Here is a 24,509-nt window from a genome sequence, read left to right as displayed (position 1 = left end):
GCTGAGCGGCGGGCCGCGCGCCTCAGCGGTCGACCAGCAGCAGCCAGTCGTCGTCGAGCCGCTCGACCGTGGTGCCCACCGGCCAGGCGTGCGCGGCGGCGGCCGCCGCCCGGGCCTGGTCGACCTGCGGCGGCTGGGTCAGCCGCGCGCCGTCGAAGCTCGCCGCCCCGTGGAACCGGGCCCGGCCGAAGTTGGCCGGCCCCTCGAAGCGCGCCTGCTCGAACCACGCCTCCCCGCCGAACACCGTCCAGCGGAACTGGGTCAGGTCGGCGAACCGGGCAGCGCGGAAGCCGGCGTACCCGGTGAACTCGGTGCGTTCCATGGACAGGCCGCCGAGGAAGGTGGCCTCGCCGAAGGTGGTGGTGTCGCCGAAGCGGGTGGCGTCGAAGCTGGCCGGCTGGTGGAAGGTCGCCCGGTGGAACGACGTCCGGCCGTCGAAGACCGCCCGCCGGCAGAGCAGTTCGCCGCCGATCTCCGCGCGGTCGAAGCTGACCCGGCCGGTGAACGTCGCGCCGTCGAGGACGATCTCCGCGTCGCCGGTGAGGTCGTCGAGGACCGCGTCGGCGAAGGACGCCCCGAGGGCCAGCCGGCCCCGCGCCGTGGCGCCCGCGAAGCTGGTGACGCCGGTGAACACCGCCCCGGTGAAGTCCGCGTCGACCAGGGTGCAGCCGGCGGCGTCGAAGTCGACCAGCAGCGCGCCGGTCAGGTCCAGCCGGGCCTGCGGCCAGTGCGTCGGATCGTCCGCGCGCAGGTGGAGGGTGAGCACCCGCTGCGCGGTGCGCCGGACCTCCGTCTCGCGCGGGTCGTCGACCGGCGCCGGCATCCGCAGGTACGCGCAGAGCACCGCGACGATCGTCGGCCGCTGCGCCGGGTTGTCCTGGCCCAGCCGCTCGAGGGCGTGCACGCCGCCCAGCCGGACCGCCGCGCCATCGTTGCCGAGCAGCTCGACGGCCCGGGTGTAGAGCTCGGTCAGGCGCCGCTCGGCGGCGTCGTGCTCGGCCGCCCCGGCCTGGCGTTCCTGGTGCCGCTGGGCCGCCTCGGTCACCGACTCGGCGTGTGCCTGCACGCGGTCGCGGTGGGCCTGGTCCCGGGTGGCGACCGCCTCCTGGTGTCGCTGCGCCCGCTCGGTGATCCACTGCCGCCGCGCGGCGAGCAGCAGCGCCAGCCCGCCGCCGGTGCCGGCCACCACGGTCAGGCCGGTGCGGATGGCGTCGACGCGTAGCGTCGCCCGGGTGTCCGGCTGGGTGGCCCGGTCGGCCTCGGTGAGCAGCAGGTCCAGCACCAGCCAGCCGAGCGCCGCGGCGAGCAGCAGGCCGAGAAGGACCAGCCACCACGGCATCACCCGCAGGCGCTCGTCGGTGGGTTCGTCGGCAGGCACGGCCACCAGCATGCCATCCACCGCGCCGGGCGCCGGCCCATCGAGCGTCCGCTGTGGAGTGAGGTCCGATATGCGGAATTACGCCGGGGGCGGAACAACGGGTTACCGGCGCGTAACAAGTCATTGACGTTTCTAAATTGTTGCGGGCATCATCGTCGCACGGTCGACCGGACACCCCCACCCACCAGCCCGGTTCGCCGGGTGCCTCCCCCCGGAGGTGCAGCCATGCTGCTCCGAAAGACCGTCCTCGTCCTCGTCCTCACCACCGCCGCCGCCCTGCTCGCCCCCGCCACGACGGCGAGCGCGGCACCCGAGCGCGCCACCCCGACAGCGGTCGTCACCGCTGCGGCCGCCAACCCGGTCATCGTCGTCGGGGGGCTCAGCGGGGTCGCCGTCGCGTACGAGCCGATCGCCGCCCGCCTGCGGGGGGACGGCTACCGGGTCTTCATCTACCAGCTGCCCGGGCTGGGCCTCGGTGACATCCCCGCCTCCGCCCGCGCCCTCGCCGGCTACGTCGAGCGGGTCCGCGCCAGCACCGGCGCGGCCACCGTGGACGTGGTCGCCCACTCCGAGGGCGGCCTGGTGTCCCGCTACTACCTCAAGCGGCTCGGCGGCACCGGCGCGGTCGGCCGGTACGTCAGCCTCGGCTCACCGCAGTACGGCACGTACGTGGCGAACATCGTGGCGTTCCTGGGGGTGGGCACCTGCGCCGGCATCGTCGCCTGTCAGCAGATGACGATCGGTTCGGCGTTCCTCGCCGACCTCAACGCCGGCGACGACACCCCCGGCGCGGTGCGCTACACCACGGTGCGGACGCTGCAGGACGAGCTGGTCCGGCCGACCGGGAACGCCGTGCTCAGCGACGGGGCCACCAACGTGCTGATCCAGGCGTACTGCCCGCTGCGGGTGGTCGGGCACCTCGGCCTGGTGCTGGACGGCACCGCGTACACCATCGTCCGAGGCGCCCTGGTCGACGGCCCGGTCCGGCCGAACTGCCTCGCGCTCTGACCCGGGCCACCGGCGCGGCCCGTGCGCGCTGGTCCGGTCGCCCCGCCGGCCGGCGCCCACCGCCGGGCCGGGTGTCCTCGGCGACACCCGGCCCCCGCGGTGCTCAGGCCGCCTTGGCCAGGGCCTCGTACTCGTCGTCGGTGAGCCGCACCTCGGCCGCCGCGACGTTCTCCTCCAGGTGCGCCACCGAGGACGTACCGGGAATGGGCAGCATCACCGGCGACCGGCGCAACAGCCAGGCCAGCGCGAGCTGCGCGGGCGTCGCTTCGTGCCCGGCGGCGATCGTGTCCAGCGGACCGCCCGGTCGGGCCAGCTCGCCGGTGGCGATCGGGAACCAGGGGATGAACGCCAGGCCGTTGCGCTCGCAGTACTCCAGCACGTCCTCCGCGCTGCGGTTGGCCAGGTTGTAGAGGTTCTGCACCGAGGCGATCGTGGCGATCTCGCGGGCCTCCTCGATCTGGGCGACGGTCACCTCCGAGAGCCCGATGTGCCGGATCTTGCCCTCCTGCCGCAGCAGCGCCAGCTCGCCGAGCTGGTCGGCGAGCGGCACCTGCGGGTCGATCCGGTGCAGCTGGTAGAGCGGGATGCTGTCCAGGCCGAGGTGGCGCAGGCTCAGCTCGCACTGCTGGCGCAGGTACTCGGGGCGGCCCACCGGGCGCCAGTCGCCCGGGCCGGAGCGGGTGAACCCGCCCTTGGTCGCGATGACCAGGTCGTCGGCGTACGGGTGCAGGGCCTCGCGGATCAGCAGCTCCGAGACGAACGGGCCGTACGAGTCGGCGGTGTCGATGAACGTCACCCCCAGCTCGACCGCGCGGCGCAGCACCCGGACCGCCTCGGCCGGGTCCTTCGGGTCGCCCCACACGCCGGGCCCGGTGAGCTGCATAGCGCCGTACCCGAGCCGATCGACGGTGAGGTCCCCGCCGATCCGGTAGCTGCCGGAGGCCTTCGCGGGCTGCTTGCTGACGTCGGAAGTCATGCGGATCCCCAATCGTGTCGTCGTGGCGGTGGAGCGCGTCCGCCACCTCCCGGTGATGGTCCCCCCGCGCCGGGCGGTCGTACCGCCGAACTGCCGAGTGTGGGCGGCGACACGGCGCCTGCCCGACCGGGCCCGATTCGGGTCGCTGTTCTGCTGGCGCGCGTTGTGTCCGCTCTGCTACGCATGATCCCAGTCGGTGTGGCCGGCCCCGGGGAGGCGCGATGTGGCGACGGTTCAGGTCCGACCCGGTGGACCGGCTGCGGGAGCGGCTCGAACGCTTCTGCGCCACCGACGACCGTCGGCTGGTGTTCGACTCGGACGCGATCCGCGACGGCGCGGCGGTGATCGACCTGCTCGCCGCCAACGACCCGGCGGGGCCGCTGTCCGAGCGGGTCGCCGAGGGTGTCTTCCATCTCGCCTGCCTGCACTGGTACCGCTACCAACTGCTGCCGCCCGGTGCGGACGCCGACGAGCTCCACCAGGCCGTCCAGCTCACCGAGTTCCTGCTGCGCTACGCCCCGCAGCGGGTGCCGCCGTCGATGCTGACGATGCTGCACACGCACCGGCCGCCGCCGGGCGGCAGCACCCGCATCCCCGGTGCCCGGACCCCCGCCGGCCCGACCCCCGCCGGCCGGCGTACCCCCGGGTCGGACCACGACGCGGCGGGTGAGCGGTACGTCGAGGCGGTCATGCTGATGGCCGCCGCGGAGACCGACCGCGACTACCGGGTGGCCGACCGCGCCGAGGCGCTGTTGCGGCAGGCGCTGGCCGACACCCCGCCCGGCTCCCCGGAGCGGCCGCACTACCTGTCCGCCCTCGGCCGGGTGCACCGCGACCAGTACCTGCACCTACGTCGGCCCGGCGCCCTGCGGCCCGCGATCGAGGCGCACCGGGAGAGCCTGGAGTCCACCCCGCCCGGCGACCCGGAGCGCCCGGTGCGGCTGTTCCATCTCGGCAACGCGCTGGGCGACCGGTACGAGCTGGACGGCGACCCGGCGGCGCTGGACGAGTCGATCACGCTGCTGCGCGAGGCGTCCCGGGCCGCCGGCGTCAGCGCCTCCGTCCGCGCCATGGCGCAGACCAACCTGGGCCAGCGGCTGCGCGAGCGGTGGCGGTTGCGCGGCCGGCCAGCCGACCTCGACGAGGCGGTCGGGGCGCTGGGCGCGGCCCGCTCCGGCGGCGACCCGCGCATGGCCGCGCTGCACGGCACGATGCTCTCCGAACGGTTCCTGCGCGACCGCGCGCCGGCCGACCGGGACGCCGGGATCGAGGCGTACCGCTCGGCGCTGGCCGGGTTCGGCGGGCTCGACCCGGAGCTGGCCGGCGTCGCACGGGTCGGGCTGGCCGCCCTGCTCGGCGACCGGCACGAGGCCAGCGCGGACCCCGCAGACCTGAACGCGACGATCGAGGCGTACCGCGTGGCGGTCGCCGCCGGCCCGCAAGACGACGACGAGCTGCGGCGGCTTCTCGCCACGACGTTGATCAGCCGGTACGAGCGGCTGCGGCGCGCCGACGACCTCACCGAGGCGGTCGGGCTGCTGCGGGCGGGGCTCGCCGCCGCCCAGCCGACCGGACGGGCGCGCTGGCTCGCCGACCTCGGCTACGCGCTCGGGCAGGGGCATCGGGAGGTGGGCGGCGTACGCGCGCTGCGGGAGGCCCGCGAGGTGCTCGTCGAGGCGGAGCGGTCGCTGCCCGGTGACGACCCGCTGCGCGCGCACGTGTCGAACAACCTGGGCAACACCCTGCGCGAGCTGGCCGACCAGGCGGGGGAGCCGGCCCTGCTGGAGCCGGCCGCCGTGGCGCTGCGGGCCGCGGTGGCCGCCGCCGCACCGGACGCGCCGCAGCGGCACGCGTACCGTTCCAACCTGGGCCTGGTGTTGCAGGGCCTGTTCGCCGCGACCCAGGACCTGGCCACCCTGACCGAGGCCATCGAGGTGCTCCGGCAGGTGGCCGAGGGCACCCCGTCCGGACACCCGGACCGGTTGCTCGGGCTGACCAACTACGGGTCCGCGTTGAACCGCCGGGTCGAGCTGGCCGTCGACGGTGCGCTGCCCGCCGGCGGCGCACCCGCCGACGAGGTCGCGGCCGGCGTCGCCCACGACGCCGAGACCGCGGTGGCCGCCCTGCGCGAGGCCGCCGAGCTGGCCGAGCGGGAGGCCGACGAGACCGCGTACGCGCAGGCCGTCGGGACCCTCGCCGTCGCACACCTGCTCACCCATCGGCTGCGGGGTGACCGGGCGCCGCTCGACGAGGCGATCCGGCTGTTCCGTGAGCTGGGCGAGCGGTTGCCGGCGGCCAGCGCCGAGCGGCACCGGATCAGCACCAATCTCGGCAACGCGCTGCTGCTGCGCTTCCGGGCCGACCCCGACAGCACGGACGCCGTGGAGATGCTGACCGCCTACCGGGCGGCGGTCGACGCGCTCGCCCCCGAGCACCCCGCCCGCACCATGTGCCTGAGCAACCTCGCCACCGCCCTGGAGGCGGTGGCGGCACCGGATCGGGACGCGTCGGCCGCCGACGTACCCGCCGAGTTGGCCGAGGCGACGCAGGCCCTGCGCGCGGCGGCCGCGGTGGAGTCCGCTCCGTCGCTGCTGCGGGCGGTGGCGGCCCGCCGGTACGCCGGCCACGCCGCCGCCGCGGGCGACCTGCCGGCCGCGCTCGACGGGTACGCCACCGCGATCGAGCTGATCGACCTGGTGGCCTGGCACGGCATGGACCCGGGCGACCAGGGCCGCCTGCTCGGGCGGTTCCCCGGCCTGGCCAGTGACGCTGCGGCGGTCGCGATCGCCCTCGACCGGCCGCGACGCGCGGTCGAGCTGCTCGAGTACGGCCGCGGCGTGCTGCTCACCCGGGCACACGACGCCGGTGCCGACCTGGCCGCCCTGCGTGCCCGGGCGCCGGAGCTGGCGACCCGGCTCGCCGACCTCCAGGCCGCCCTCGACGGCTTCACCGCTCCACCCCTCGACGCCGGCACCGCTCCACCCCTCGACGCCGGCACCGCATCGCCCCTCGACGCCGGCACCGCACCGCCCTCGGCCGGCGCGGAGCGGCGGTACGACCTCGCGGCGCGTCGCCGTGAGCTCCTGGCCGAGATCCGGGCACTGCGCGGCCTCGCCGACTTCCTCCGCCCGCCGCCGTTCGACGACCTCGCCCGGGCCGCCGCCGGTGGCCCGGTGGTGCTGGTGAACGTGGCCGCCCGGCGCTGCGACGCGCTGGTCGTGGCCGACGGTGAGGTGACCGTGGTGCCGCTGCCCGGCCTGACCCTGGCCGAGCTGGTGACCCGCGTGGCCGCCTTCCTGAGCGCGATCGAGGTGCTCACCGGCACGGCGGAGGGCTCGGGGAGGCAGGCGCAGCGGCGCCGGTCCGCGGCCCGGTCCGTGCTGCGGCAGACCCTGGACTGGCTGTGGCGGGTGATCGCCGCGCCGGTGCTCGACACCATCGGCCCGACCCGGCCCGCCAGCGCGTCCGGCCCGGACGGCTCGTCCCCGGAAGCGGCCGGGCCCCGGCTGTGGTGGTGCCCGACCGGGCTGCTCACGCTGCTACCGCTGCACGCGGCCGGCCCGCTCGCCGGAGGCGACGGGGTGCTGGACCGGGTGGTGCCCTCGTACACGGCCTCGCTGCGGGCACTCGCGCACGCCCGGCGGGGGGTCCCGGCGCGGCCGGAGCCCGTCGGGTCGGCGCTGGTCGTCGGCATGCCGCACACGCCCGGCCTGGCCGACCTGCCCGGAGTCGTCCGGGAGGAGGAGATCGTGCGCCGGCACCTGCCGCGCGTCCGCTCACTCACCGGTCCGGCGGCCACCCCGGCGGCCGTGCTCGCCGCGCTGCCCCACCAGCCGGTCGCCCACCTGTCCTGTCACGGCACGCAGGACCTGGCCGCCCCGGCCTGGGGACGGCTCGCGCTGGCCGGCGGGCCACTGCACGTGCGGGACCTGTGGCGACCCGCCGGCACCCCGGCCGCGCTGGCCGTGCTCTCCGCGTGCGAGACGGTACGGGGCGGGGCGGCCCTGCCCGACGAGGCGCTCACCCTCGGCACCGCGTTCCAGCTCGCCGGGTTCCGGCACGTCATCGGGGCGCTCTGGTCCATCTCGGACAGTCTCACCGTCGAGCTCTGCGCCGACCTCTACGCCGGCCTCTCGGTGCCCGGCGGGATCGAGCCGGACCGGGCGGCGGCGGCCCTGCACCGGGCGGTCCGCCGGCTCCGCGAGAACCTGCCCACGCTGCCCGACGCCTGGGCCGGGTACGCCCACCTCGGCCCCTGATCCACCCACCGGGCCCGGCGGCCCTGGTCAGCCGGCGGCGGGGGCGTACGAGGTCACCCCGACCGTCTGCCGGTCAGGCCGACCAGCGGTCAGCCGGCGGCGGGGGCGTACCAGGTCACCCCGACGGCGGCGACCAGCAACGCGGTGCAGAGCAGCACCAGCCCCACGCCGGTACGCAGTGCCCGGACCGCGGCGAGGGCCTCCTGGTGGTCGCCGAGCGGGGCCGGCGCGACGGCGGCCACCGGGGTCACCGACAGCGGGCCGTGGGCCGCGCGCAGCAGCGTCAGCGCGCCACCCACCCCGGCGCCCAGCGCGGCGAGCAGCAGCACCCCGACCAGCGGCCCCCAGCCGGGCGCCAGGGTGGTGACGTCGGAGCGGCCCCGGATCAGGCTGAAGCCGACCAGCGCGACCAGCAGCCCACCGAGGCCGTTGCGCCAGGCCAGCGCGGCGGCGCGGATCCGCTGCAACTCGCCGCGCAGCAGCCCGGCCAGGTGCTGCGCCCGGCGCAGGTCGGCCACCGTGGCGGGTGGACCGGGCTGGAGCCGGATCACGCCTCGACCTCCAGCCGCAGCGTCCAGTAGGCACCGCAGCCGAGCAGCCCCTCCGGGCGGGACGGATGCTCCGCCTCGCACTCGCAGAGCACCGTGTGGTGGCCCGGCTCCCCGGCCGGAGCCGCGGGTTGCTCCGCCCGCCGGTACAGCTCGTCCACCAATGTGCTGGTCGTCGGATGGTGGCAGCGCGGGCACAGTCCGCTGAGCAGCACCGCCGACCCGAACTCCTGCGCCGTGAAGCCCGCCGCGGCCCGCTCGGCGTACGCCTCGTCGGTGACCTCCGCGTATGGCAGCGGACCCGCCACCGGACCGTTCCCGCCCACCCGAGACCTCCCGCCGCCGTACCGGACCGTCCACGGTAGCCGGCGACGGCGCCGGGGTCAGCCGACGTGTCGGATCACCACCAGGGCCTGGTCGTCCTCGGAGCCGGCGAGCCCGGCCATCACCGCGTCGGCGATCGCACCCACCGGCTCGTCGCGCACCGACTCGATCACCTCGTGCAGCGCGGCCACCCCCGCGTCGTACGGCTGGTTGCGCCGCTCCACCAGCCCGTCGGTGTACGCGATCAGCAGGTCACCCGGGCAGAACGGCGCCGTGGCGACGGTCATCGGCTCGCGCACCATGCCCAACGGCAGCGAGTGCGTGGTGTGCACCGGCTCGGGCGGTCGACCCGGACGGACCAGCACCGGATGCGGATGCCCGGCCCGGGCCACGTCGACCCGCTCGGCGGCTGGGTCGACGGTCATCGCCAGGCAGGTGCCGAGGAAGGCCGTGCCGAGCAGGTCGGTGAGCCGGGGAAAGACCTCGCCCAGCGGCACGCCCAGCCGGATCAGGGTGTTCACCATCGTGCGGAGCTGCGCCATGTCGGCCGCCGCCTCCACCCGGTGCCCGACCACGTCACCGACCACCACGGCGAGCCGGTCACCGTCCAGCAGGACCAGGTCGTGCCAGTCGCCGCCCAGGTGCAGGCCGCTCATGGCCGGCGCGTACCGGGTGGCCACCGCCAGCGACGCCGGGACGCTGCGCGCCGACGTGCGCAGCCGCCCCGCCAGGCGGGTGACCAGGTTGTGCTCGGCGGCGGCCAGCCGGGTCCGCTCCAGCGTCTGCTCGCACAGGTCGGCGATGGTGTCCAGCAGGGCCAGGTCGCCGTCGCGCAGCGCTCGTTCCCGTCGCCACCCGAAGCCCAGCGCGGCGATCGGTTGGCGCTGGGCGTCCAGCAGCGGCAGCGCGACCGTGGTCACCAGGCCGTGCGCGCCGACCGGGTCGGGTAGGCCGGGGAACCGTCGGGCGAACTCGGCCCGGTCGTGGATCACGATCCGCTCGCCGGTGCGTAGCGCCCGGGCGATCGGCCGGGGGTCGTCGATGGTCAGGTCCTCGAAGGTGGCGGCCAGGGACGAGGGGACGTCGGCGTGCCAGAGTCGGACCCGCCGTCCCTCCTCGCGGATGGCCAGGCCCGGCAGCACCGCGCCGAGCGCGACCGGCGCGGCGGTCAGGATGACGCCGATCGCCTCCCTGGTCGACCGGGTCACGCTCAGCCGCGCGGCGAAGTCCGCCATCGCCTGCGCCGAGTCGCCCAGTTCGGCGCGTTGCAGGGCCTGGCTGCACAACCCGGCCACGGTCTCCAGCAGGTTGACCAGACCCTCGTCGTCGCCCACCGGCCGGTCCCAGCGCACCTCCAGTGCGCCCAGCGCCCCGCCGTCGCCGTGCCGCAGCGGCACGCTGAGCCCCGTCGTCGTGCCATCCGTCCCGGTCACCGGCACCGCCACGTTGTCGCGCATCGCCCGGCTCAGCGGTTCGTCCGCGTCGGGGCCTGCCGCGCCCGGCTTGGCGTGGGTCAGGTCCGGGACGCCGGCCAGCGGATCGACCAGGGCGACGCGGACGCTGGCACCGTCGACGACCGCCGGGGCGGTCCGCACCACCGCGTCGACGACCGCCGCGCGGCCCCGCGCGGTGCTCAACGCGCCGGCCAGCCGGGACAGCGCCTCCGCCTGGCGCAGCGCCCGCTGCCGGTCGCTGACGTCGCGGGCGACCGTCGCCACGAACGCGGTGGTGTCCCCGCTGTCGCTGGTGGTCACCGGGAAGGTCTGATGGTCCACATCGAACGGCGGGCCCCCGTGCAGCGGCACCAGCCGGCTCTCCGCCCGGTGGTGTCCGATCCGCAGCGCGGCCGGGATCAACTCCTGCCGCCACACGTCGGGCACCTCCGGCGCGGCGACGTCGACCAGCCGCAGCTCCGCCACGTCGGCGTCGTCGTCCAGGCCGATCAGCGTCCGCCCGGCCGGGTTGAGGTAGACCGCCCGACCGTCCGGGGTGGCCACCGCGATGAGGTCACCGGAGCGTTCCACCAGCGCCTGGAACAGCCGCAGCTCCGCCTGGGTGGCCCGTTCGGCGGTCAGGTCGGTGGCGTACGCCAGCCAGCGCAACGGCTCGCGCTCCAGCGCGACCACCCCGATCAGCACGGGCACCCGGTGCCCGTCGCGGTGCCGGTACTCCTTGGCGTACGCGCGGGCCCGCCCCGCCGTGGCCAGCTCCGTCAGCGCCCGCTCGTCGGCGACCTCCCAGCCCGGCGGGGTGAGCTCCCGCCAGTCCAGCCGCCCCTCGGCCACGTCGCAGGCGGTGTACCCGAGCATGGTCAGGAAGGCGTCGTTGGCCTCGGTGACGCGGTTCTCCTCGCCACCGAAGACGGCCAGCACGTCGGTCGCCGCCAGCCGCTCGTAGCGGGCCCGCTGCTCGCCCAGCGCGTCCAGCAGCCGGCTACGTTCGCTGACGTCGACGACGGTGCAGCCGAGCCCGACCAGCTCGCCGGTGCTGGCGATGCGGATGGGGAAGTGGCTCAGCACCAGGTGCTGCCGCCGGTCCGGCGCCTCGACCTCCAGCTCCACCCCGACGATCGGGCCGCGGTCGAGCGCCTGGCGCATCAGCTCCTCGATCCGGCCGGCGTGCGCCCCCAGCACCTCGGTGGGACGCCGCCCGAGGTGGGCCTCGGCGGGCAGCCGGTCCAGCGCCGCCAACGCCGGGTTGACCTGCAGGTAGCGCAGCTCGGTGTCGACCAGGCCGAAGCCGACCGGGGAGGCGGCCAGCAGCGCCTCGCTGATCGCCGCGCTGCGCCGGGCGGTCGACTCGGCGGTCACCCGGTCGTGCGTGTCGTAGATGGTGCCGATCCACTCGGTGATGTCGCCGGTGCCGTCCCGCAGGCCGGCGGCGCGCAGCGCCACGTGCCGGTAGCCGTGGCTCGGGGCGTGCCAGAGCCGGGCCTCCACCTCGAACAGCGCGGCGTCGGCGGTCCGGACGGCCCGCCAGGCGGCCACCACCCGCCGGCGGTCGCCCGGGTGCAGCGCCGCCGACCAGCCGCTGCGCGCGTAGCGCGGCCACCGCTGCCCGGTGTACGCCTCCCAGGACCGCTGCGGTGCGTCGATCAACCCGTTCGCGTCGCCGGTCCACACCACTGCGGTGGACGCCTCGACGAGGGTGCGGAACCGCCGGTCGGCCCGCCGCCGGTCGGCCGGTGCGGGCTCGGGTCGATCGCCGGCCCCGCCCTCGGTGGTGCCGGTGACCGTGGTGAACACCCCGCCAGGGCGGCCAGATTCGTCCATGACCGGGCCGTGCGAGAGGTCGACGTGGCGCTCCCGCCCGGAGCCGTCGGGGTCGAGCGGCAGCCGCTGGTCGGCGGAGGAGCGGACAGCGGCTCCGGCCAGCACTCCGTCGAGCACCGGGCCGAGGACGTCCCACACCTGCGGCCACGCCTGCGCGCCCGGGCGGCCCAGCGCGTCCGGGTCGGCCTTCCCGAGGATCGGCCGACCGGCGTCGTTGTAGATCAGCACCCGCTGCGGGCCCCACCACAGCAGCACGGGTGAGGGGGAGTGCAGGCAGAGGCTCACGGCGGTGCGCAGACTCTGCGGCCAGGAGTGCGGCGGACCCAGGGGCGTGCCCGACCAGTCGTGCCCGGCGACGCGGGCACCCATCTGACCACCGGCGGCGAACACCGCCCGCCACCGGGAGCCGTCCGCCGGTGCGGCGGCGGACGGGGAGTCGGTCACCCTGGGACCTCCGCTCGGCGCCGCAGACTCGTGCCCATCAGTCGGACCGTACCAGCGCCGGACACCGTCGACCTCGGTCGATCTTGCGGTCCCCGTGCCACGCGGCGTGAGGGAGCGGCGCGGGGGCCCGGCCGGCCCAGTTGCCCGGAGCGTCCGTTGCGGCCGCGCCGGGCGTGCGACGCTGGGCCGGTGCCGCCGACACCGGCCCGGACGTCCGGGCCGGCGCGTCCCGGCCGGACGGCGGAGGGATCACCCATGGCGGGAGTGCCGCAGGTCGACTTCGCGCTCGACACGTACGAGTGCATCGTCCTCTACCCCGGCGCGGCCGCGCGGGCCCTGCCCGCCGAGACCGTGCAGCGGCTCCAGGCGGAGCACGCCGAGCACATCCAGGCGTTGCAGCGTCGCGGCATCATCCTGGTCTCCGGCTCGGTGGACGGGCCGGCCCGCAATCCCGACCCGCCGATCGGCTTCGGCCTGGCCCGCACCGGCTCCGTGGAGGACGTACGCAGCGTGCTGGAGGCCGACCCGGCGGTGCAGGCCGGGCTCTACCGGGTGGACGTGCTGACCTTCCTCTGCCCGGCCGGTTCGCTGGAGTTCCCGCTGGTCAAGACGCAGAGCTGAGCGCGGCCCATCGGCTGCTGTCGTCATGGTGACGGTGCCCGCCCGGCCGCCGGTGCTACGGTCGCGCCCAGCGAGGACCGCCGTCGGGGCGCACCCGGCGCCACCGGCCGGCCCCGGTCGAGGAGTCGCCATGACCTCCGCCGCCCTTCCCGACGTCCCGTCGGCCACCAGCCCGGACATCTCCGTCGCCACCGCCCGGCTGCGTGTCCTGCTCGGCGACCGGCTCTGGCAGCCCGACGACCCGGACTTCACCGCCGCCACCCGGCTCTGGAACGCCGCCGTGGACACCGCTCCCGCGCTCGTCGCGCACTGCCTGGACGCCGAGGAGGTGGCCGGCGCGGTCCGCATCGCCACCGCCTGCCACCTGCCGCTGTCGGTCCGCTCCGGCGGGCACGACTGGGCCGGCCGGGCGCTGCGCGACGGCGGCCTGGTGCTCGACCTGACCGGCCTGCGGGCCGTACGGGTGGACCCGGACGCGGCCACCGTCACCGTGGCCGGTGGCGCGAGCGCCGCCGACGTGCTGGCCGCCACCGCCGCGTACGGCCTGGTGGTGCCCACCGGCGTGGTCCGCGACGTCGGCATGGCCGGGCTCACCCTCGCCGGCGGGTACGGCCCGCTCTGCGGCCGGTTCGGGCTGGCCCTGGACAACCTGCTCGGCGCCGAGGTGGTGCTCGCCAACGGCCGCCGGGTCACCGCCGACGCGGACCACGACGCCGAGCTGTACTGGGCGTTGCGTGGCGGCGGCGGCAACCTGGGTGTGGTCACCGAGCTGCGCTACCGGGCGCACCGGCTGCCGGCGGTGCTGGCCGGGATGATCATGTTCGCGCTGGCCGAGGCGCCCGCCGTGCTGCGCGGCTACCGTGCGCTGCTCACCGAGGCCCCGGACGAGCTGACCGTGATGGCCGGCTTCCTGCCCGGCCCGGCCGGCGAGCCGGTGGTCTTCGTCTGCCCGTTCTACAGCGGCCCGGACCTGGACGCCGGGCTGCCGTGGATGCGGCGCCTCCGCGGGCTCGGCACCCCACTGGTCGACCAGGTGGGCCCCCTGCCGTACGCGGATGCGCTGCGGATGTTCGACGGCGGAATGGCCGACGGCAACCACTACCTGCTCCGCACCCGCTGGCTGCCGGAACTCACCGACGGCGCGCTGGACGCACTGGTCGCCGCCGCCCGGGAGATCAGCTCGCCGTTCTCCGCACTGGCCCTGCACCACTTCCACGGTACGGCCAGCCGGGTTCGGCCCGGCGACACCGCGTTCGCGCTGCGCGCCGACCACCTGCTCGCCGAGGTGATCGCGGTCTGGGCGCCCACCGGGTCGCCCGGGGCGCACCGGCAGTGGGCCGAGCGGACCTCGGCGGCCCTGGCCCCGCACGCCCTGCCCGGCGGTTACCCCAACCTGCTCGCCCCCGAGGAGACCGAGCGGGTCCGGCTGGCCTACGGCGCCAACTGGGAGCGGCTGCGCCGGGCCAAGCACCGCTACGACCCGCGCCACGTGCTCTCCGCCGTGCCCACCCTGCCGCCGTCGACGCACCCCGGCTGACCGGTCGAACGGGAGCACCCGCCGGGTCGGCGGCCGTGGAGGCGTACGATTCCCGGCGCGCGGTCGCCGTTGCCCGCTGCCACAACGTTCCGGTGCGGTTCCGCCCGCCGGCCACGCGCGTACCGCGCGTCGTTGGACAATTGTTCCGCTGTCCGCAAGGGGTCGGCCCGCAGTCCGACCTGAAGGAGAGATTAGCCTGATGGGCGTGACACGCCGTGTGAAGATCGTCTGCACTCTTGGTCCCGCGACCTCCTCTCCGGAGCGCATCCGGGGTCTCGTCGAGGCCGGCATGAACGTGGCGCGACTCAACTTCAGCCACGGCAGCCACGCCGACCACGAGGCGGTCTACCGGCTGGTCCGGGAGGCGTCCGAGGCCGCCGGCCGTCCGGTGGCGGTCCTGGCCGACCTGCAGGGGCCCAAGATCCGCCTCGGCAAGTTCGCCGACGGCCCGCACGAGTGGCGCACCGGCGACTCGGTGGTGATCACCGGCGACGACATCCTGGGCACCAAGGACCGGGTCTCCTGCACCTATCGCAAGCTGCCGCAGGAGGTCAAGCCCGGTGACCGGCTGCTGATCGACGACGGCCGCGTCGCCGTCGAGGTCAGCGACGTCACCGGCAACGACATCCGCGTCCTGGTCACCGAGGGCGGCCCGGTCTCCAACAACAAGGGCATCTCGCTGCCAAACGTCGCGGTGAGCGTGCCGGCGATGTCGGACAAGGACGCCGAGGACCTCCGCTTCGCCCTCGGGCTCGGGGTCGACCTGGTGGCGCTCTCCTTCGTCCGCTCCGCCGACGACATCAAGCTCGTGCACGGCATCATGGCCGAGGAGGGCGTGCACCGCCCGGTGCTGGCCAAGGTCGAGAAGCCGGAGGCGGTGGACCACCTCGAGGCCATCGTGCTGGCCTTCGACGGCGTGATGGTGGCCCGTGGCGACCTGGGCGTGGAATTGCCGCTGGACCAGGTCCCGCTGGTGCAGAAGCGGGCCGTGCAGCTGTGCCGGGAGAACGCCAAGCCAGTCATCGTGGCCACCCAGATGCTCGACTCGATGATCGAGAATTCCCGCCCCACCCGCGCCGAGGCCTCCGACGTGGCCAACGCGGTGCTCGACGGCGCGGACGCGGTCATGCTCTCCGGCGAGACCAGCGTCGGCAAGTACCCGGTGCTGACCGTCAGCACCATGGCCAAGATCGTGACGACCACCGAGGGCGGCTCGATCGGTGTGCCGCGGCTGCAGCACGACCCGCGTACCCACGGTGGCGCGCTCACCGTCGCCGCCTCCTCGATCGCCCGAGCCATCGGCGCCAAGGCGCTGGTCGCCTTCTCGCAGACCGGTGACACCGTGCGGCGGCTGTCCCGGCTGCACTGCGACCTGCCGCTGCTGGCGTTCACCCCGGTCCCCGAGGTGCGCAGCCAGCTCGCCCTCTCCTGGGGCGTGGAGACCTTCCTGATGCCGTTCGTCGAGCACACCGACGACATGTTCCGCCAGGTCGACCAGGCGCTGCTCGGGCTCAACCGGGCCAACCCGGGCGACTACGTGGTGATCGTGGCGGGCAGCCCGCCCGGCACCCCCGGCTCGACCAACACCCTGCGCGTGCACCAGCTCGGTTCGCTGGTCGACGCGGCGTCGGCGCGGGCGCTGCAGTGAGCGACGGTCGAGTCGCGGTCGGCCAGGCCGCGGTGGACCAGCTGCTGGAGGTGCTCGACCTCGAGTCGACCGGTGAGATGTCCTTCCGGGGGATGAGCCCCCCGGTCGGTCCGCAGCGGGTGTACGGCGGCCAGGTCGCCGGCCAGGCCCTGGTCGCCGCCGGCCGCACGGTCGACCCGGAGCGGTTCGTGCACTCGCTGCACGGCTACTTCGTCCGCCCCGGCGACCCGCACGAGCCGATCGAGTACCAGGTCGAGAACGTCCGTGACGGTCGCTCCTTCTCGGTGCGCCGCTCGGTCGCCCTGCAGCACGACAAGCCGATCTTCTTCATGTCGGCGTCGTTCCAGCGCGCCGAGGAGGGGCTGGACCACCAGGCACCGGCCCCGCTGGACGTGCCCGGGCCGGAGGACGTCCCGACGATGACCGACCGGCTCTCCCGCTATCCGGAGCGGCTCGGCATCTGGGGTCAGATCCCGCGCCCGATCGACGTGCGCTACGTCGGCGAGCCGGGCTGGGTGCGCCCCGGTGACCGGCCCGCCGACCCGCACCAGCGGGTCTGGATGCGCATCGACGGCAAGCTGCCGGACGACCCGCTGCTGCACGCCTGCGCGCTCACCTACGCCTCGGACCTGACCCTGCTGGACTCGGTGCTCTCGGTGCACGGCGAGGTCTGGGGGCCCGGCGGGGTGGTCGGCGCCAGCCTCGACCACGCGCTGTGGTTCCACCGGCCGTTCCGCGCCGACGAGTGGTTCCTCTACGACTGCTGGAGCCCGTCCGCCTCCGGTGCCCGCGGGCTGGCCACCGGTCGGATGTTCACCACCGACGGCCAGCAGATCGCCAGCGCCGTGCAGGAAGGCCTGCTGCGTCGCGTCGGCGCCTGAACCCGTCGGTTCGTCCCCGCCCGGCACGCACCTGAGCGCACGGTGCGTACCGGGCGGGAACGACCGTCCAGCGGGTGGCGAGCGCGTCAGGGCTGATGGATGGCCTCGCCGGCGATCTCGATCTGCACGCTCTTTCCCACCAGAACCCCGCCACTTTCGAGCGCGACATTCCAGAGCAGCCCGTAGTCCTCACGGTTGATTTCCGCGGTCGCGCTGAATCCGAAGATGTTCTGGCCGTACGGATCGCGGCGGGCGCCACCGAAATTCACCTGGAGGTCGACCGCCCGGGTGATTCCTCTCACCGTCAGCTCACCGCTGAGGGTGAAACGTCCAGACGCCGCGCCGGAAGGCGGCGTGAGATTGTGACTTCGGCCTCGTCCACCCGGCCGGTGATTCCGCAACCGGGCCCAGTAGAAAATCGGGTCCTCGTTGCCCTGCCAACTGATACCCGTGCTTCGATATTCGAGGGTGGGATAGCGCTCCACGTCGAGGAAGTCGGCACTCTTGAGGTGCGTGTCCCGGTCGGCGCTTCCGGTGGTGATGCTCGCGGCCTGGATGGTCGCGGTCACCGAGGAGAGCAGCGGGTCCTCCGCCACGCGGATTTCCGCGGTCGCCTCGGCGAATTCGCCGCGTACCGGGCTCACCATCATGTGTCGAGACAGGAAACCGACCCGCTTGTGCGCCTGATCGAGACGATAGGTGCCAGCGACCGGGATGGTCATGCCATCCCAGGTGCGTGTTGCGATATCGGTCATCGTGTCGCCCTCCCCCCGGCGCAGGACCCGGGTGTTTATCAATGTGCTGATGGAGCCCGCGTAAAAGCGTCACGCAGTTGTGCTTCGCGCCCAGCATAGGGACGTCGCGGATCGGCTTTCCGGGGCGCACCGACCGGTGGATCATGATGCATGTCACCCGCCCTCGAATGCCCGGCGCGATCGGCACGAGCAGCGCGGGTTCCGGTCGATCCGTGGCCGAGCCGGCCGAGGGTCGCCCGTCCGGGCGGCCGACCAGAGGGCTAGCCTTGCCGGCATGCGCCTTTCCGCCCGGGTCGACTACGCCCTTCGCGCGGCCGCCGAGCTGGCCGCGACGGCCAGCGGTCCCGGGCGGGGCCGACCGGTCACGGCCGATCAGATCGCCCGGGCGCAGGAGATCCCGCCGAAGTTCCTGGAGAGCATCCTGCTCCAGCTGCGCCGCGGCGGCGTCGTGCACGCCCAGCGCGGCCCGGAGGGCGGCTACTGGCTGGCCCGGCCGGCCGACGAGATCTCCCTCGCCGAGGTGATCCGGGTGATCGACGGGCCGCTCGCGAACGTGCGTGGGCAGCGGCCGGAGCAGCTCGGCTACCACGGCGCGGCCCGCGCCCTGCAGGAGGTCTGGATCGCCCTGCGGGCCAGTGAGCGGGAGATCCTGGAGCAGGTCACGGTGGCCGACGTGGCCGCCGGCACCCTGCCCGGGCGCGTCACCGAGCTGGCGGCCGACCCGCGCGCCTGGATCTGAGCACCGGCGTCCCACCCACCGACAGGGACTTGACCCGGACCTCCGCGTGCCGCATTGTCGACCAAGTCGATAGGACATGCCGTAAAGTCGGGGGGCGCTCGTGCGCAAGCTGCTGGTCCTCGCTCTCGTCGGCCTCGCCGCGCAGCTCGTCGACGGCTCGCTCGGCATGGCGTACGGGCTGACGTCGTCCACCCTGCTGCTGGTCGCCGGGGTCGCCCCGGCCACCGCGTCGGCCTCGGTGCACCTGGCGGAGATCGGCACCACGCTCGCCGCCGGCGTGGCGCACTGGCGCTTCGGCAACGTCGACTGGCGGGTGGTGGCCCGGATCGCCGTGCCCGGCGCCATCGGCGCCTTCGCCGGCGCCACTGTGCTGAGCGCCATCTCCACCGCATCGGCCGCGCCCTGGATGGCCGGCATCCTGTTCACCCTCGGCGCGTACCTGCTGGTGCGCTTCTCCCGTCCGCTGCGCGCCAACCCGGGCGCGGGCCGGTTGCGGGGCAGGTTCCTCAGCCCGCTCGGCCTGGTCGCCGGCTTCGTCGACGCCACCGGCGGCGGAGGCTGGGGCCCGGTCGCCACCCCGGCGCTGCTCGTCTCCGGCCGGCTGGAGCCGCGCAAGGTCATCGGCTCGGTGGACACCGCCGAGTTCATGGTGGCCGGCGCGGCCAGCGTCGGCTTCCTGATCGGGCTGGGCACCGAGGGTTTCCTGCTGCCCACCGTCGCCGCGCTGCTCATCGGCGGCCTGATCGCCGCCCCGCTGGCCGCCTGGCTGGTGCGGATCGTGCCGGCCCAGTTGCTGGGCGCGGCCATCGGCGGCGTGATCGTGCTGACCAACGCCCGCACCCTCATCCGCGCCGCCGAACTGGACGGTCCCGCCCGCCCGACGCTCTACCTCCTGCTGGTGGTCGGCTGGCTGGCCGCGCTGGTGCTCGCCGTGCGCGCGCTGCGCCGCACCCGCCGGGCCCGCGCCGCCGCCGCCGCGCCGATTGCCGCGCCGTCGCCGACCGTCGTCGAGCCGCCGGCTGCTCCGGTCCCGACCTCGGCCGCACCGCGCCCGGCCGCCGACACCGCGCGGGTCGGCCTGACCGCCGCCGGTACGCCGGCCGTCCGCTGACCCGTCGGCTGAGTGCCGGCGGGCACACCCGGCGGGGGTGGGGTGCGGGCCGACGCTCTCGGGTGCCAGACTTCGAGGCCCGGGCGACCCGCGAGCACGTGCGGATCGGTCCCGACCGCCATAGGCCATGAGCCGGGAGGGAACGCATCATGGGTGACCAGCCCGAGCCGGAGCCGCGCGCCGTGACCGCGGCGATCGACCCTGCCGTTCCACCGAGCGGCCCCGGCTGCGTCGAGTGCGAATCCTCCGACGGGTGGTGGTTCCACCTGCGCCGCTGCGCGGCCTGCGGCCACGTCGGCTGCTGCGACTCCTCGCCGAGCCAGCACGCGACCGCTCACGCAGCCGCGACGGGTCACGCCGTCATTCAGAGCTTCGAACCCGGCGAGTCGTGGTTCTGGGACTACTCCAACGACCAGTTCTACGACGAGGGGCCGGAGCTGGCCAAGCCGCACTCGCACCCTCTCGACCAGCCCGCCCCCGGCCCCCGGGGCCGGGTACCGGAGGACTGGCAGACCCGGCTGCACTGACGCGACCGGCCGGCCCGGTCGACACCTCCGGCGGCCGTGCCCGGCAACGAGGGTCGGGGGTCACCGTGGTCACGCGACGGCGACGTGGGGATCTTCAACATCGCCACGTCGCCTGAGTTCCGTGGCCGTGGATCCGCCCGCCTGCTCACCGAGCAGATCATGCGCGGTGTGTTCGCGGCCGGGGCACGATGGCGCTGATGCTGTGACACCCTGAAGCGGTGGGCGACGACCGCATCGACCGGACCCGCGAACCGTCGCCGCCCTGGCCCCGGCTGCGGGTGGCGGAGTGGGCCGACACCAGGGACACACTGCACATGTGGACCCAGATCGTCGGGAAGATCCGGATGGCGCACACGCCGACGATCAACCACTGGTGGCACGTCACGCTCCACCTCAGTGCCCGCGGGTTGACCACGTCGGCGGTGCCGTATCGGGACGGGGCGTTCGACATCGAGTTCGACTTCCTCGACCATCGGCTGTACCTGCGCACCAGCGACGGCCGGTCCCGGAGCGTGGCGCTGGAGCCCAAGCCGGTCGCGGCGTTCTACCGGGAGACCATGGACGCGCTGGCCGGGCTGGGCGTACAGACGCGGATCCATGCCGTCCCCAACGAGGTCGAGCCAGCCATCCCGTTCGCCGAGGACCAGGTGCACACGTCGTACGACGGGGCGGCGGCGCAGTTGTTCTGGCGGCAGCTGCTGCAGGCCGAGCGGGTCATCGGGCGGTTCCGGTCCGAGTTCGTCGGCAAGACCAGTCCGGTGCACTTCTTCTGGGGCGCGATGGACCTGGCGTACACCCGGTTCTCCGGCCGGGCCGCTCCGCCGCACCCGGGTGGCGCGCCGAACTGCCCGTCGTGGGTGATGCGCGAGGGCTACTCGCACGAGCTGGCCAGCTGCGGCTTCTGGCCGGGCGGCGGTGCGGAGGGCGCCTTCTACGCGTACGCGTACCCGGAGCCGCCCGGATACGCCGAACGGCGCGTCCGCCCGGACGCCGCCTCCTACGACGTCGGCAGCGGTGAGTTCCTGCTCCCGTACGAGGCGGTGGCCGGCTCGCCGGACCCGGACGCGGTCCTCGCCGAGTTTCTCCGGTCCACCTATGAGGCCGCCGCCGACCTCGGAGGCTGGGACCGGCGAGCTCTCGAGGCCGGCCCGCGCGGCGGCTAGTGCCTCGATCGATCAGCGGCGCCGGGTTGCCCTGCGCGGTCAGCCGGCCAGCAGCTTGTCGGCGGCGTCGGCGAGCAGGGTCCACGCCTCGTCCACGTGCCGCGCGGAGGTCTGCGGTGAGCCGACCGCGAGCCGCAGCACGTACCGGCCGTCCACCCGGGTGTGCGTCAGGTGCACCCGGCCGGACGCGTTGACCCGGGCCAGCAGCTCCGCGTTGGCCTCGTCGTCGGCGCGCAGCCGGAAGCAGACCAGCGAGAACGGGTGCGCCGCGGCCAGTTCGAACCGGTCGTCGGCACGGACCCGGTCGGCGAACCGGGCCGCCAGGGCCACCCCGGAGCGGATGTGCGCCCGCAGCCCCTCGACGCCGTACCAGCGCAGCACGAACCAGAGCTTCAGCGCCCGGAACCGCCGGCCCAGCGGCACCTGCCAGTCCCGGTAGTCCAGCACCGCGCCGGACTCGCTCGCCGCGTTGCGCAGGAACTCCGGCAGAACGGTCAGCGCCTCGATCAGCTCGCCCCGGTCGGCCACCCAGAACGCGTCGCAGTCGAAGCCGGTGAGCAGCCACTTGTGCGGGTCGAAGCAGTAGGAGTCGGCGTACTCCAGGCCCGCGTGCGACCAGCGCAGCTCCGGGCAGACGGCGGCGGCGCCCGCGTACGCGGCGTCGACGTGCAACCAGATCCCGTACTCGGCGCAGATCGCCCCGATCTCCGGCAGCGGATCCACCGCGGTGGTGGAGGTGGTGCCGATGGTGGCCACCACGATCGCGGGCACGTCCCCGCCCGCCCGGTCCGCCTCGATCGCGGAGCGCAACGCCGCCGGGCGCAGCGCCTGGGTCTGCGGGTCCACCTCGACCGGGCGGATCCCGTCCGTGCCCAGCCCGGCGATCCGCACCGCCTTCTCGATCGAGGAGTGCCCGTGCACCGAGGTGTACGCGCGGTAGCGCCGGTCGACGCCCACGTCGCGCCAGCGTCCCCCGCTGGCCCGGTGCAGCGCGGCGAGGGTGGCCACCAGGGTCGCCGAGGACGCGGAGTCCTGGATGACCCCACCGCCGGTGCCGGTCGAACGGAACCGCCGCGGCAGGTCCAGCAGCTGCGCCAGCCAGTCCATCAGCACCGTCTCCAGCTCGGTGCAGGCCGGGCTGGTGGCCCAGAGCATGCCCTGCACGCCGAGGCCGGAGCTGACCAGGTCGCCCAGGACGCTCGGACCGGAGGTGTTGGCCGGGAAGTAGCCGAAGAAGCCCGGGTGCTGCCAGTGGGTCAGCCCGGGCACGACGATCGCGTCCAGGTCGGCCAGGACCGCGTCGACCGGCTCACCTGCGGTGGGCGGCCCGGCCGGCAGGGCGGCGGCCACCGTGCCCGGCGGGTCGGCCGTCGTGACCGGCCGCTGCTCCAGCGTGGCCCAGTAGTCGGCGATCCAGTCGACGACGGCGTGGCCGGCGCGGCGGAATTCGTCGGGGTCCATGTGCGGTGCGCTCACCCGGATCAGTTGATCAGGCGGCGGACGGCGAGGCAAGACCCCGAGGGCGGTCTCCGGTGGACCCGTCCGGGGTGGCAGGCACCGGGCCGTAGCCGCGGAAACGCACAGCTCCGGCCCGGTGCGCCACACCGCGACATTCCCGACCCGTCCCGACCGGGAATGTCGTACCACCACCGGCACCAACATTAGGCACCCTCAGGGTCGCGGGGGTGACGCCGACGTGAAGATCGTGTTTCAGGCCTCCCGGCGCAGGCCGCCCGCCACCGTCTCGGCGATCAGCTCGTACGAGCGCACCCGGTCCTCGACGTCGTAGACCAGCGTGGTCAGCATCAGCTCGTCCGCGCCGGTGCGCTCCAGCAGGTCGGTCAACTGCCGGCGTACCGTCTCGGGCGAGCCCATCGCCTGACCGTCGCGGCGCTGCTCGACGAACTCCCGCTCGATCTCGGTGTACGGGTACGCCGCCGCCTCCTCGGGCGTCGCCAGGGGCTCCGGCTTGCCGGAGCGCAGTCGCAGGAACGACAGCGCGCTCGGCCCGGCCAGCCACTGCGCCCGCTCGTCGGTCTCGGCGCAGACGGCGTTGACCGCCACCATCGCGTACGGCTTGTCCAGCCACTGCGAGGGCCGGAAGTGCTGCCGGTACAGCGCCAGCGCCGGCAGGGTGTTGGCCGAGCTGAAGTGGTGCGCGAAGGAGAACGGCAGACCGAGCAGGCCGGCCAGTTGCGCGCTGAAGCCGCTGGAGCCGAGCAGCCAGATCGCCGGCTGCTCACCCCGGCCCGGGGTGGCGATGATCGGCCCCGGCCGCTCACCGCTGAAGTAGTTCATCAGGTCGGCCAGCTCGCGCGGGAAGCCCTCGGCCGAGAGCCCCTCCATCGTCCGGCGCAGCGCCAGCGCGGTCACCTGGTCGGTGCCCGGCGCCCGGCCGATGCCCAGGTCGATCCGGCCCGGGTGCAGCGCCTCCAGGGTGCCGAACTGTTCGGCCACCACCAGCGGCGCGTGGTTGGGCAGCATCACCCCACCCGAGCCCAGCCGGATCGTCGAGGTGGCCGCGGCCAGGTGGGCGAGCAGCACCGCGGGGGCGGAGCTGGCGATCGCCGGCATGTTGTGGTGCTCGGCCACCCAGAACCGGTGGTAGCCCAGCTCCTCGGTGCGGCGGGCCAGCTCGGTGGTGGCCCGCAGCGCCGCGCCAGCGGTGGTGCCCGCAGCGACCGGGGCAAGATCAAGGACAGACAGCGGTACGGAGATCACACCCAGCGGCAACTCCACCGCCTGCGCATTCATTCCGAAGGAAGGGCCCCCTGTTAACGCCTCCGGTTGTACAGGGGGCCCTTGCTAACACCTGGCCGCCGGTGGCTCAGCCCATGCCGCGGGCCTGCTCGAAGATCAGGCTGGTCTGGGTGTGCTGCACCGCCGGGTCCACCGCCAGGTGGTCCAGCACGAAGTCGCGCAGCGCGTCGCCGGATGCGGCCCGCACGTGCAGCACGTAGTCCTCCGCGCCCGCCACGTGGAACACCGACACCACCCCGGGCAGCCGCACCGACCGGGCCCGGAACGCGTCCACCGCCGCCCGCTCGTGCGCGGTCAGCCGCACCGACACGAGCGCCTGCAACGGCAGGCCGATGGCCGCCGGGTCCACCTCGGCGTGGAAGCCGCGGATCGCGCCGGACTCGCGCAGCACCCGGGTGCGGGTCAGACACGTCGACGGTGCCACCCCGACCCGCTCGGCGAGGGCGTTGTTGGGCAGCCGGCCGTCCGCGGCCAACTCGGTCAGGATCGCGCGGTCCACGTCGTCAAGGGCGGTGGACGGCCGCACATCGTTCGGCGAAGGGGGCATGACGCCATCCT

General features: G+C 74.8%; 19 protein-coding genes. 10 read left to right on the top strand and 9 right to left on the bottom strand.

The genetic code is table 11. From position 1 onward, the window contains the following. Positions 1-22 precede the first annotated feature (22 nt). Complete coding sequence (locus ACFOW4_RS20040) at positions 23-1,378, bottom strand: pentapeptide repeat-containing protein (RefSeq protein WP_377529897.1); 1,356 nt, start codon at positions 1,376-1,378, stop codon at positions 23-25. Between the two features lie 225 nt (positions 1,379-1,603). On the opposite strand from ACFOW4_RS20040, the gene ACFOW4_RS20035 reads away from it, so the two are divergent. After that, positions 1,604-2,386 (top strand): lipase family alpha/beta hydrolase, encoded by a 783-nt coding sequence (locus ACFOW4_RS20035; RefSeq protein WP_377529894.1) that lies wholly within the window; start codon positions 1,604-1,606, stop codon positions 2,384-2,386. A 103-nt stretch (positions 2,387-2,489) separates the two neighbouring features. Here ACFOW4_RS20035 and ACFOW4_RS20030 read toward each other — a convergent pair whose 3' ends face one another. After that, the gene (locus ACFOW4_RS20030) at positions 2,490-3,362 is read right to left on the bottom strand and encodes an aldo/keto reductase (protein ID WP_377529892.1); all 873 of its coding nucleotides are present in this window, start codon (positions 3,360-3,362) and stop codon (positions 2,490-2,492) included. 221 nt (positions 3,363-3,583) lie between these two features. Here ACFOW4_RS20030 and ACFOW4_RS20025 point away from each other — a divergent pair, with 221 nt between their 5' ends. Continuing rightward, on the top strand, positions 3,584-7,621 hold the full coding sequence (locus tag ACFOW4_RS20025; protein ID WP_377529890.1) for a CHAT domain-containing protein: 4,038 nt from the start codon (positions 3,584-3,586) through the stop codon (positions 7,619-7,621). Between the two features lie 89 nt (positions 7,622-7,710). Here ACFOW4_RS20025 and ACFOW4_RS20020 read toward each other — a convergent pair whose 3' ends face one another. Genes ACFOW4_RS20020 through ACFOW4_RS20010 form a run of 3 tightly spaced genes read right to left on the bottom strand, consistent with a single transcriptional unit; the run spans position 7,711 to position 12,209 of the window. Continuing rightward, positions 7,711-8,172 (bottom strand): hypothetical protein, encoded by a 462-nt coding sequence (locus ACFOW4_RS20020; RefSeq protein ID WP_377529889.1) that lies wholly within the window; start codon positions 8,170-8,172, stop codon positions 7,711-7,713. Then, complete coding sequence (locus ACFOW4_RS20015; protein ID WP_377529886.1) at positions 8,169-8,495, bottom strand: hypothetical protein; 327 nt, start codon at positions 8,493-8,495, stop codon at positions 8,169-8,171. The genes ACFOW4_RS20020 and ACFOW4_RS20015 overlap by 4 nt, the downstream gene beginning before the upstream one ends. Positions 8,496-8,552: 57 nt before the next feature. Further along, entirely contained in the window at positions 8,553-12,209 is a 3,657-nt protein-coding gene (locus ACFOW4_RS20010; protein ID WP_377529885.1) for a SpoIIE family protein phosphatase, read from the bottom strand. A gap of 255 nt (positions 12,210-12,464) precedes the next feature. Here ACFOW4_RS20010 and ACFOW4_RS20005 point away from each other — a divergent pair, with 255 nt between their 5' ends. The 4 genes from ACFOW4_RS20005 to ACFOW4_RS19990 all read left to right on the top strand — a co-directional run bounded on the left by ACFOW4_RS20005 (position 12,465) and on the right by ACFOW4_RS19990 (position 16,896). Beyond that, positions 12,465-12,830, top strand: a complete 366-nt coding sequence (locus tag ACFOW4_RS20005; RefSeq protein ID WP_377529882.1) for a YciI family protein — start codon at positions 12,465-12,467, stop codon at positions 12,828-12,830. Between the two features lie 130 nt (positions 12,831-12,960). Beyond that, complete coding sequence (locus ACFOW4_RS20000) at positions 12,961-14,367, top strand: FAD-binding oxidoreductase (protein WP_377529880.1); 1,407 nt, start codon at positions 12,961-12,963, stop codon at positions 14,365-14,367. Positions 14,368-14,566: 199 nt separating this feature from the next. Then, positions 14,567-16,015, top strand: a complete 1,449-nt coding sequence (pyk, locus tag ACFOW4_RS19995) for a pyruvate kinase (RefSeq protein ID WP_377529879.1) — start codon at positions 14,567-14,569, stop codon at positions 16,013-16,015. Further along, entirely contained in the window at positions 16,012-16,896 is an 885-nt protein-coding gene (locus ACFOW4_RS19990; RefSeq protein ID WP_377529877.1) for an acyl-CoA thioesterase, read from the top strand. Before pyk ends, ACFOW4_RS19990 begins: the two co-directional genes overlap by 4 nt. Before the next feature lie 86 nt (positions 16,897-16,982). Here the strand turns inward: ACFOW4_RS19990 and ACFOW4_RS19985 are convergent, their stop codons facing one another. Continuing rightward, a complete protein-coding gene (locus ACFOW4_RS19985) occupies positions 16,983-17,651 on the bottom strand; it encodes a YceI family protein (protein ID WP_377529874.1) in 669 nt (222 codons plus the stop codon). A 274-nt stretch (positions 17,652-17,925) separates the two neighbouring features. On the opposite strand from ACFOW4_RS19985, the gene ACFOW4_RS19980 reads away from it, so the two are divergent. The 4 genes from ACFOW4_RS19980 (at position 17,926) to ACFOW4_RS19965 (ending at position 21,191) form a co-directional block, all read left to right on the top strand. Continuing rightward, positions 17,926-18,390 carry an RrF2 family transcriptional regulator gene (locus tag ACFOW4_RS19980; RefSeq protein WP_377529872.1) on the top strand — a complete coding sequence of 155 codons (465 nt, stop codon included), beginning with the start codon at positions 17,926-17,928 and terminating at the stop codon, positions 18,388-18,390. Between the two features lie 100 nt (positions 18,391-18,490). Beyond that, entirely contained in the window at positions 18,491-19,501 is a 1,011-nt protein-coding gene (locus ACFOW4_RS19975; RefSeq protein ID WP_377529869.1) for a sulfite exporter TauE/SafE family protein, read from the top strand. A gap of 149 nt (positions 19,502-19,650) precedes the next feature. Continuing rightward, positions 19,651-20,028: a UBP-type zinc finger domain-containing protein gene (locus ACFOW4_RS19970; RefSeq protein WP_377529867.1), complete on the top strand. Its 378-nt coding sequence runs from the start codon at positions 19,651-19,653 to the stop codon at positions 20,026-20,028. 218 nt (positions 20,029-20,246) lie between these two features. Further along, entirely contained in the window at positions 20,247-21,191 is a 945-nt protein-coding gene (locus ACFOW4_RS19965; RefSeq protein ID WP_377529865.1) for a DUF5996 family protein, read from the top strand. Between the two features lie 39 nt (positions 21,192-21,230). On the opposite strand, the gene ACFOW4_RS19960 is transcribed toward ACFOW4_RS19965, so the two are convergent. The 3 genes from ACFOW4_RS19960 to ACFOW4_RS19950 form a co-directional block, all read right to left on the bottom strand. Further along, positions 21,231-22,667, bottom strand: a complete 1,437-nt coding sequence (locus ACFOW4_RS19960) for a pyridoxal-dependent decarboxylase (protein WP_377529862.1) — start codon at positions 22,665-22,667, stop codon at positions 21,231-21,233. Positions 22,668-22,901: 234 nt separating this feature from the next. After that, positions 22,902-23,924: an LLM class flavin-dependent oxidoreductase gene (locus ACFOW4_RS19955; RefSeq protein ID WP_377530061.1), complete on the bottom strand. Its 1,023-nt coding sequence runs from the start codon at positions 23,922-23,924 to the stop codon at positions 22,902-22,904. Positions 23,925-24,018: 94 nt separating this feature from the next. Then, on the bottom strand, positions 24,019-24,498 hold the full coding sequence (locus tag ACFOW4_RS19950; protein WP_377529861.1) for an Lrp/AsnC family transcriptional regulator: 480 nt from the start codon (positions 24,496-24,498) through the stop codon (positions 24,019-24,021). Positions 24,499-24,509: the final 11 nt, after the last annotated feature.

The sequence above is a fragment of the Micromonospora sp. GCM10011542 genome (assembly GCF_042650685.1).
Lineage (GTDB): Bacteria > Actinomycetota > Actinomycetes > Mycobacteriales > Micromonosporaceae > Micromonospora.
The sequence above is the reverse complement of the archived record's forward strand: the minus strand, read 5'-3'. Positions and strand labels throughout refer to the sequence as shown.

Bases quoted from the DNA above. Each gene is read 5' to 3' on its own strand.
- ACFOW4_RS19980 (WP_377529872.1), top strand. From the start codon at position 17,926: ATGCGCCTTTCCGCCCGGGTCGACTACGCCCTTCGCGCGGCCGCCGAG.
- ACFOW4_RS20035 (WP_377529894.1), top strand. From the start codon at position 1,604: ATGCTGCTCCGAAAGACCGTCCTCGTCCTCGTCCTCACCACCGCCGCC.
- ACFOW4_RS20000 (WP_377529880.1), top strand. From the start codon at position 12,961: ATGACCTCCGCCGCCCTTCCCGACGTCCCGTCGGCCACCAGCCCGGAC.
- ACFOW4_RS19950 (WP_377529861.1), bottom strand. From the start codon at position 24,498: ATGCCCCCTTCGCCGAACGATGTGCGGCCGTCCACCGCCCTTGACGAC.
- ACFOW4_RS19970 (WP_377529867.1), top strand. From the start codon at position 19,651: ATGGGTGACCAGCCCGAGCCGGAGCCGCGCGCCGTGACCGCGGCGATC.
- pyk (WP_377529879.1), top strand. From the start codon at position 14,567: ATGGGCGTGACACGCCGTGTGAAGATCGTCTGCACTCTTGGTCCCGCG.
- ACFOW4_RS19985 (WP_377529874.1), bottom strand. From the start codon at position 17,651: ATGACCGATATCGCAACACGCACCTGGGATGGCATGACCATCCCGGTC.
- ACFOW4_RS20025 (WP_377529890.1), top strand. From the start codon at position 3,584: ATGTGGCGACGGTTCAGGTCCGACCCGGTGGACCGGCTGCGGGAGCGG.
- ACFOW4_RS20030 (WP_377529892.1), bottom strand. From the start codon at position 3,362: ATGACTTCCGACGTCAGCAAGCAGCCCGCGAAGGCCTCCGGCAGCTAC.
- ACFOW4_RS20005 (WP_377529882.1), top strand. From the start codon at position 12,465: ATGGCGGGAGTGCCGCAGGTCGACTTCGCGCTCGACACGTACGAGTGC.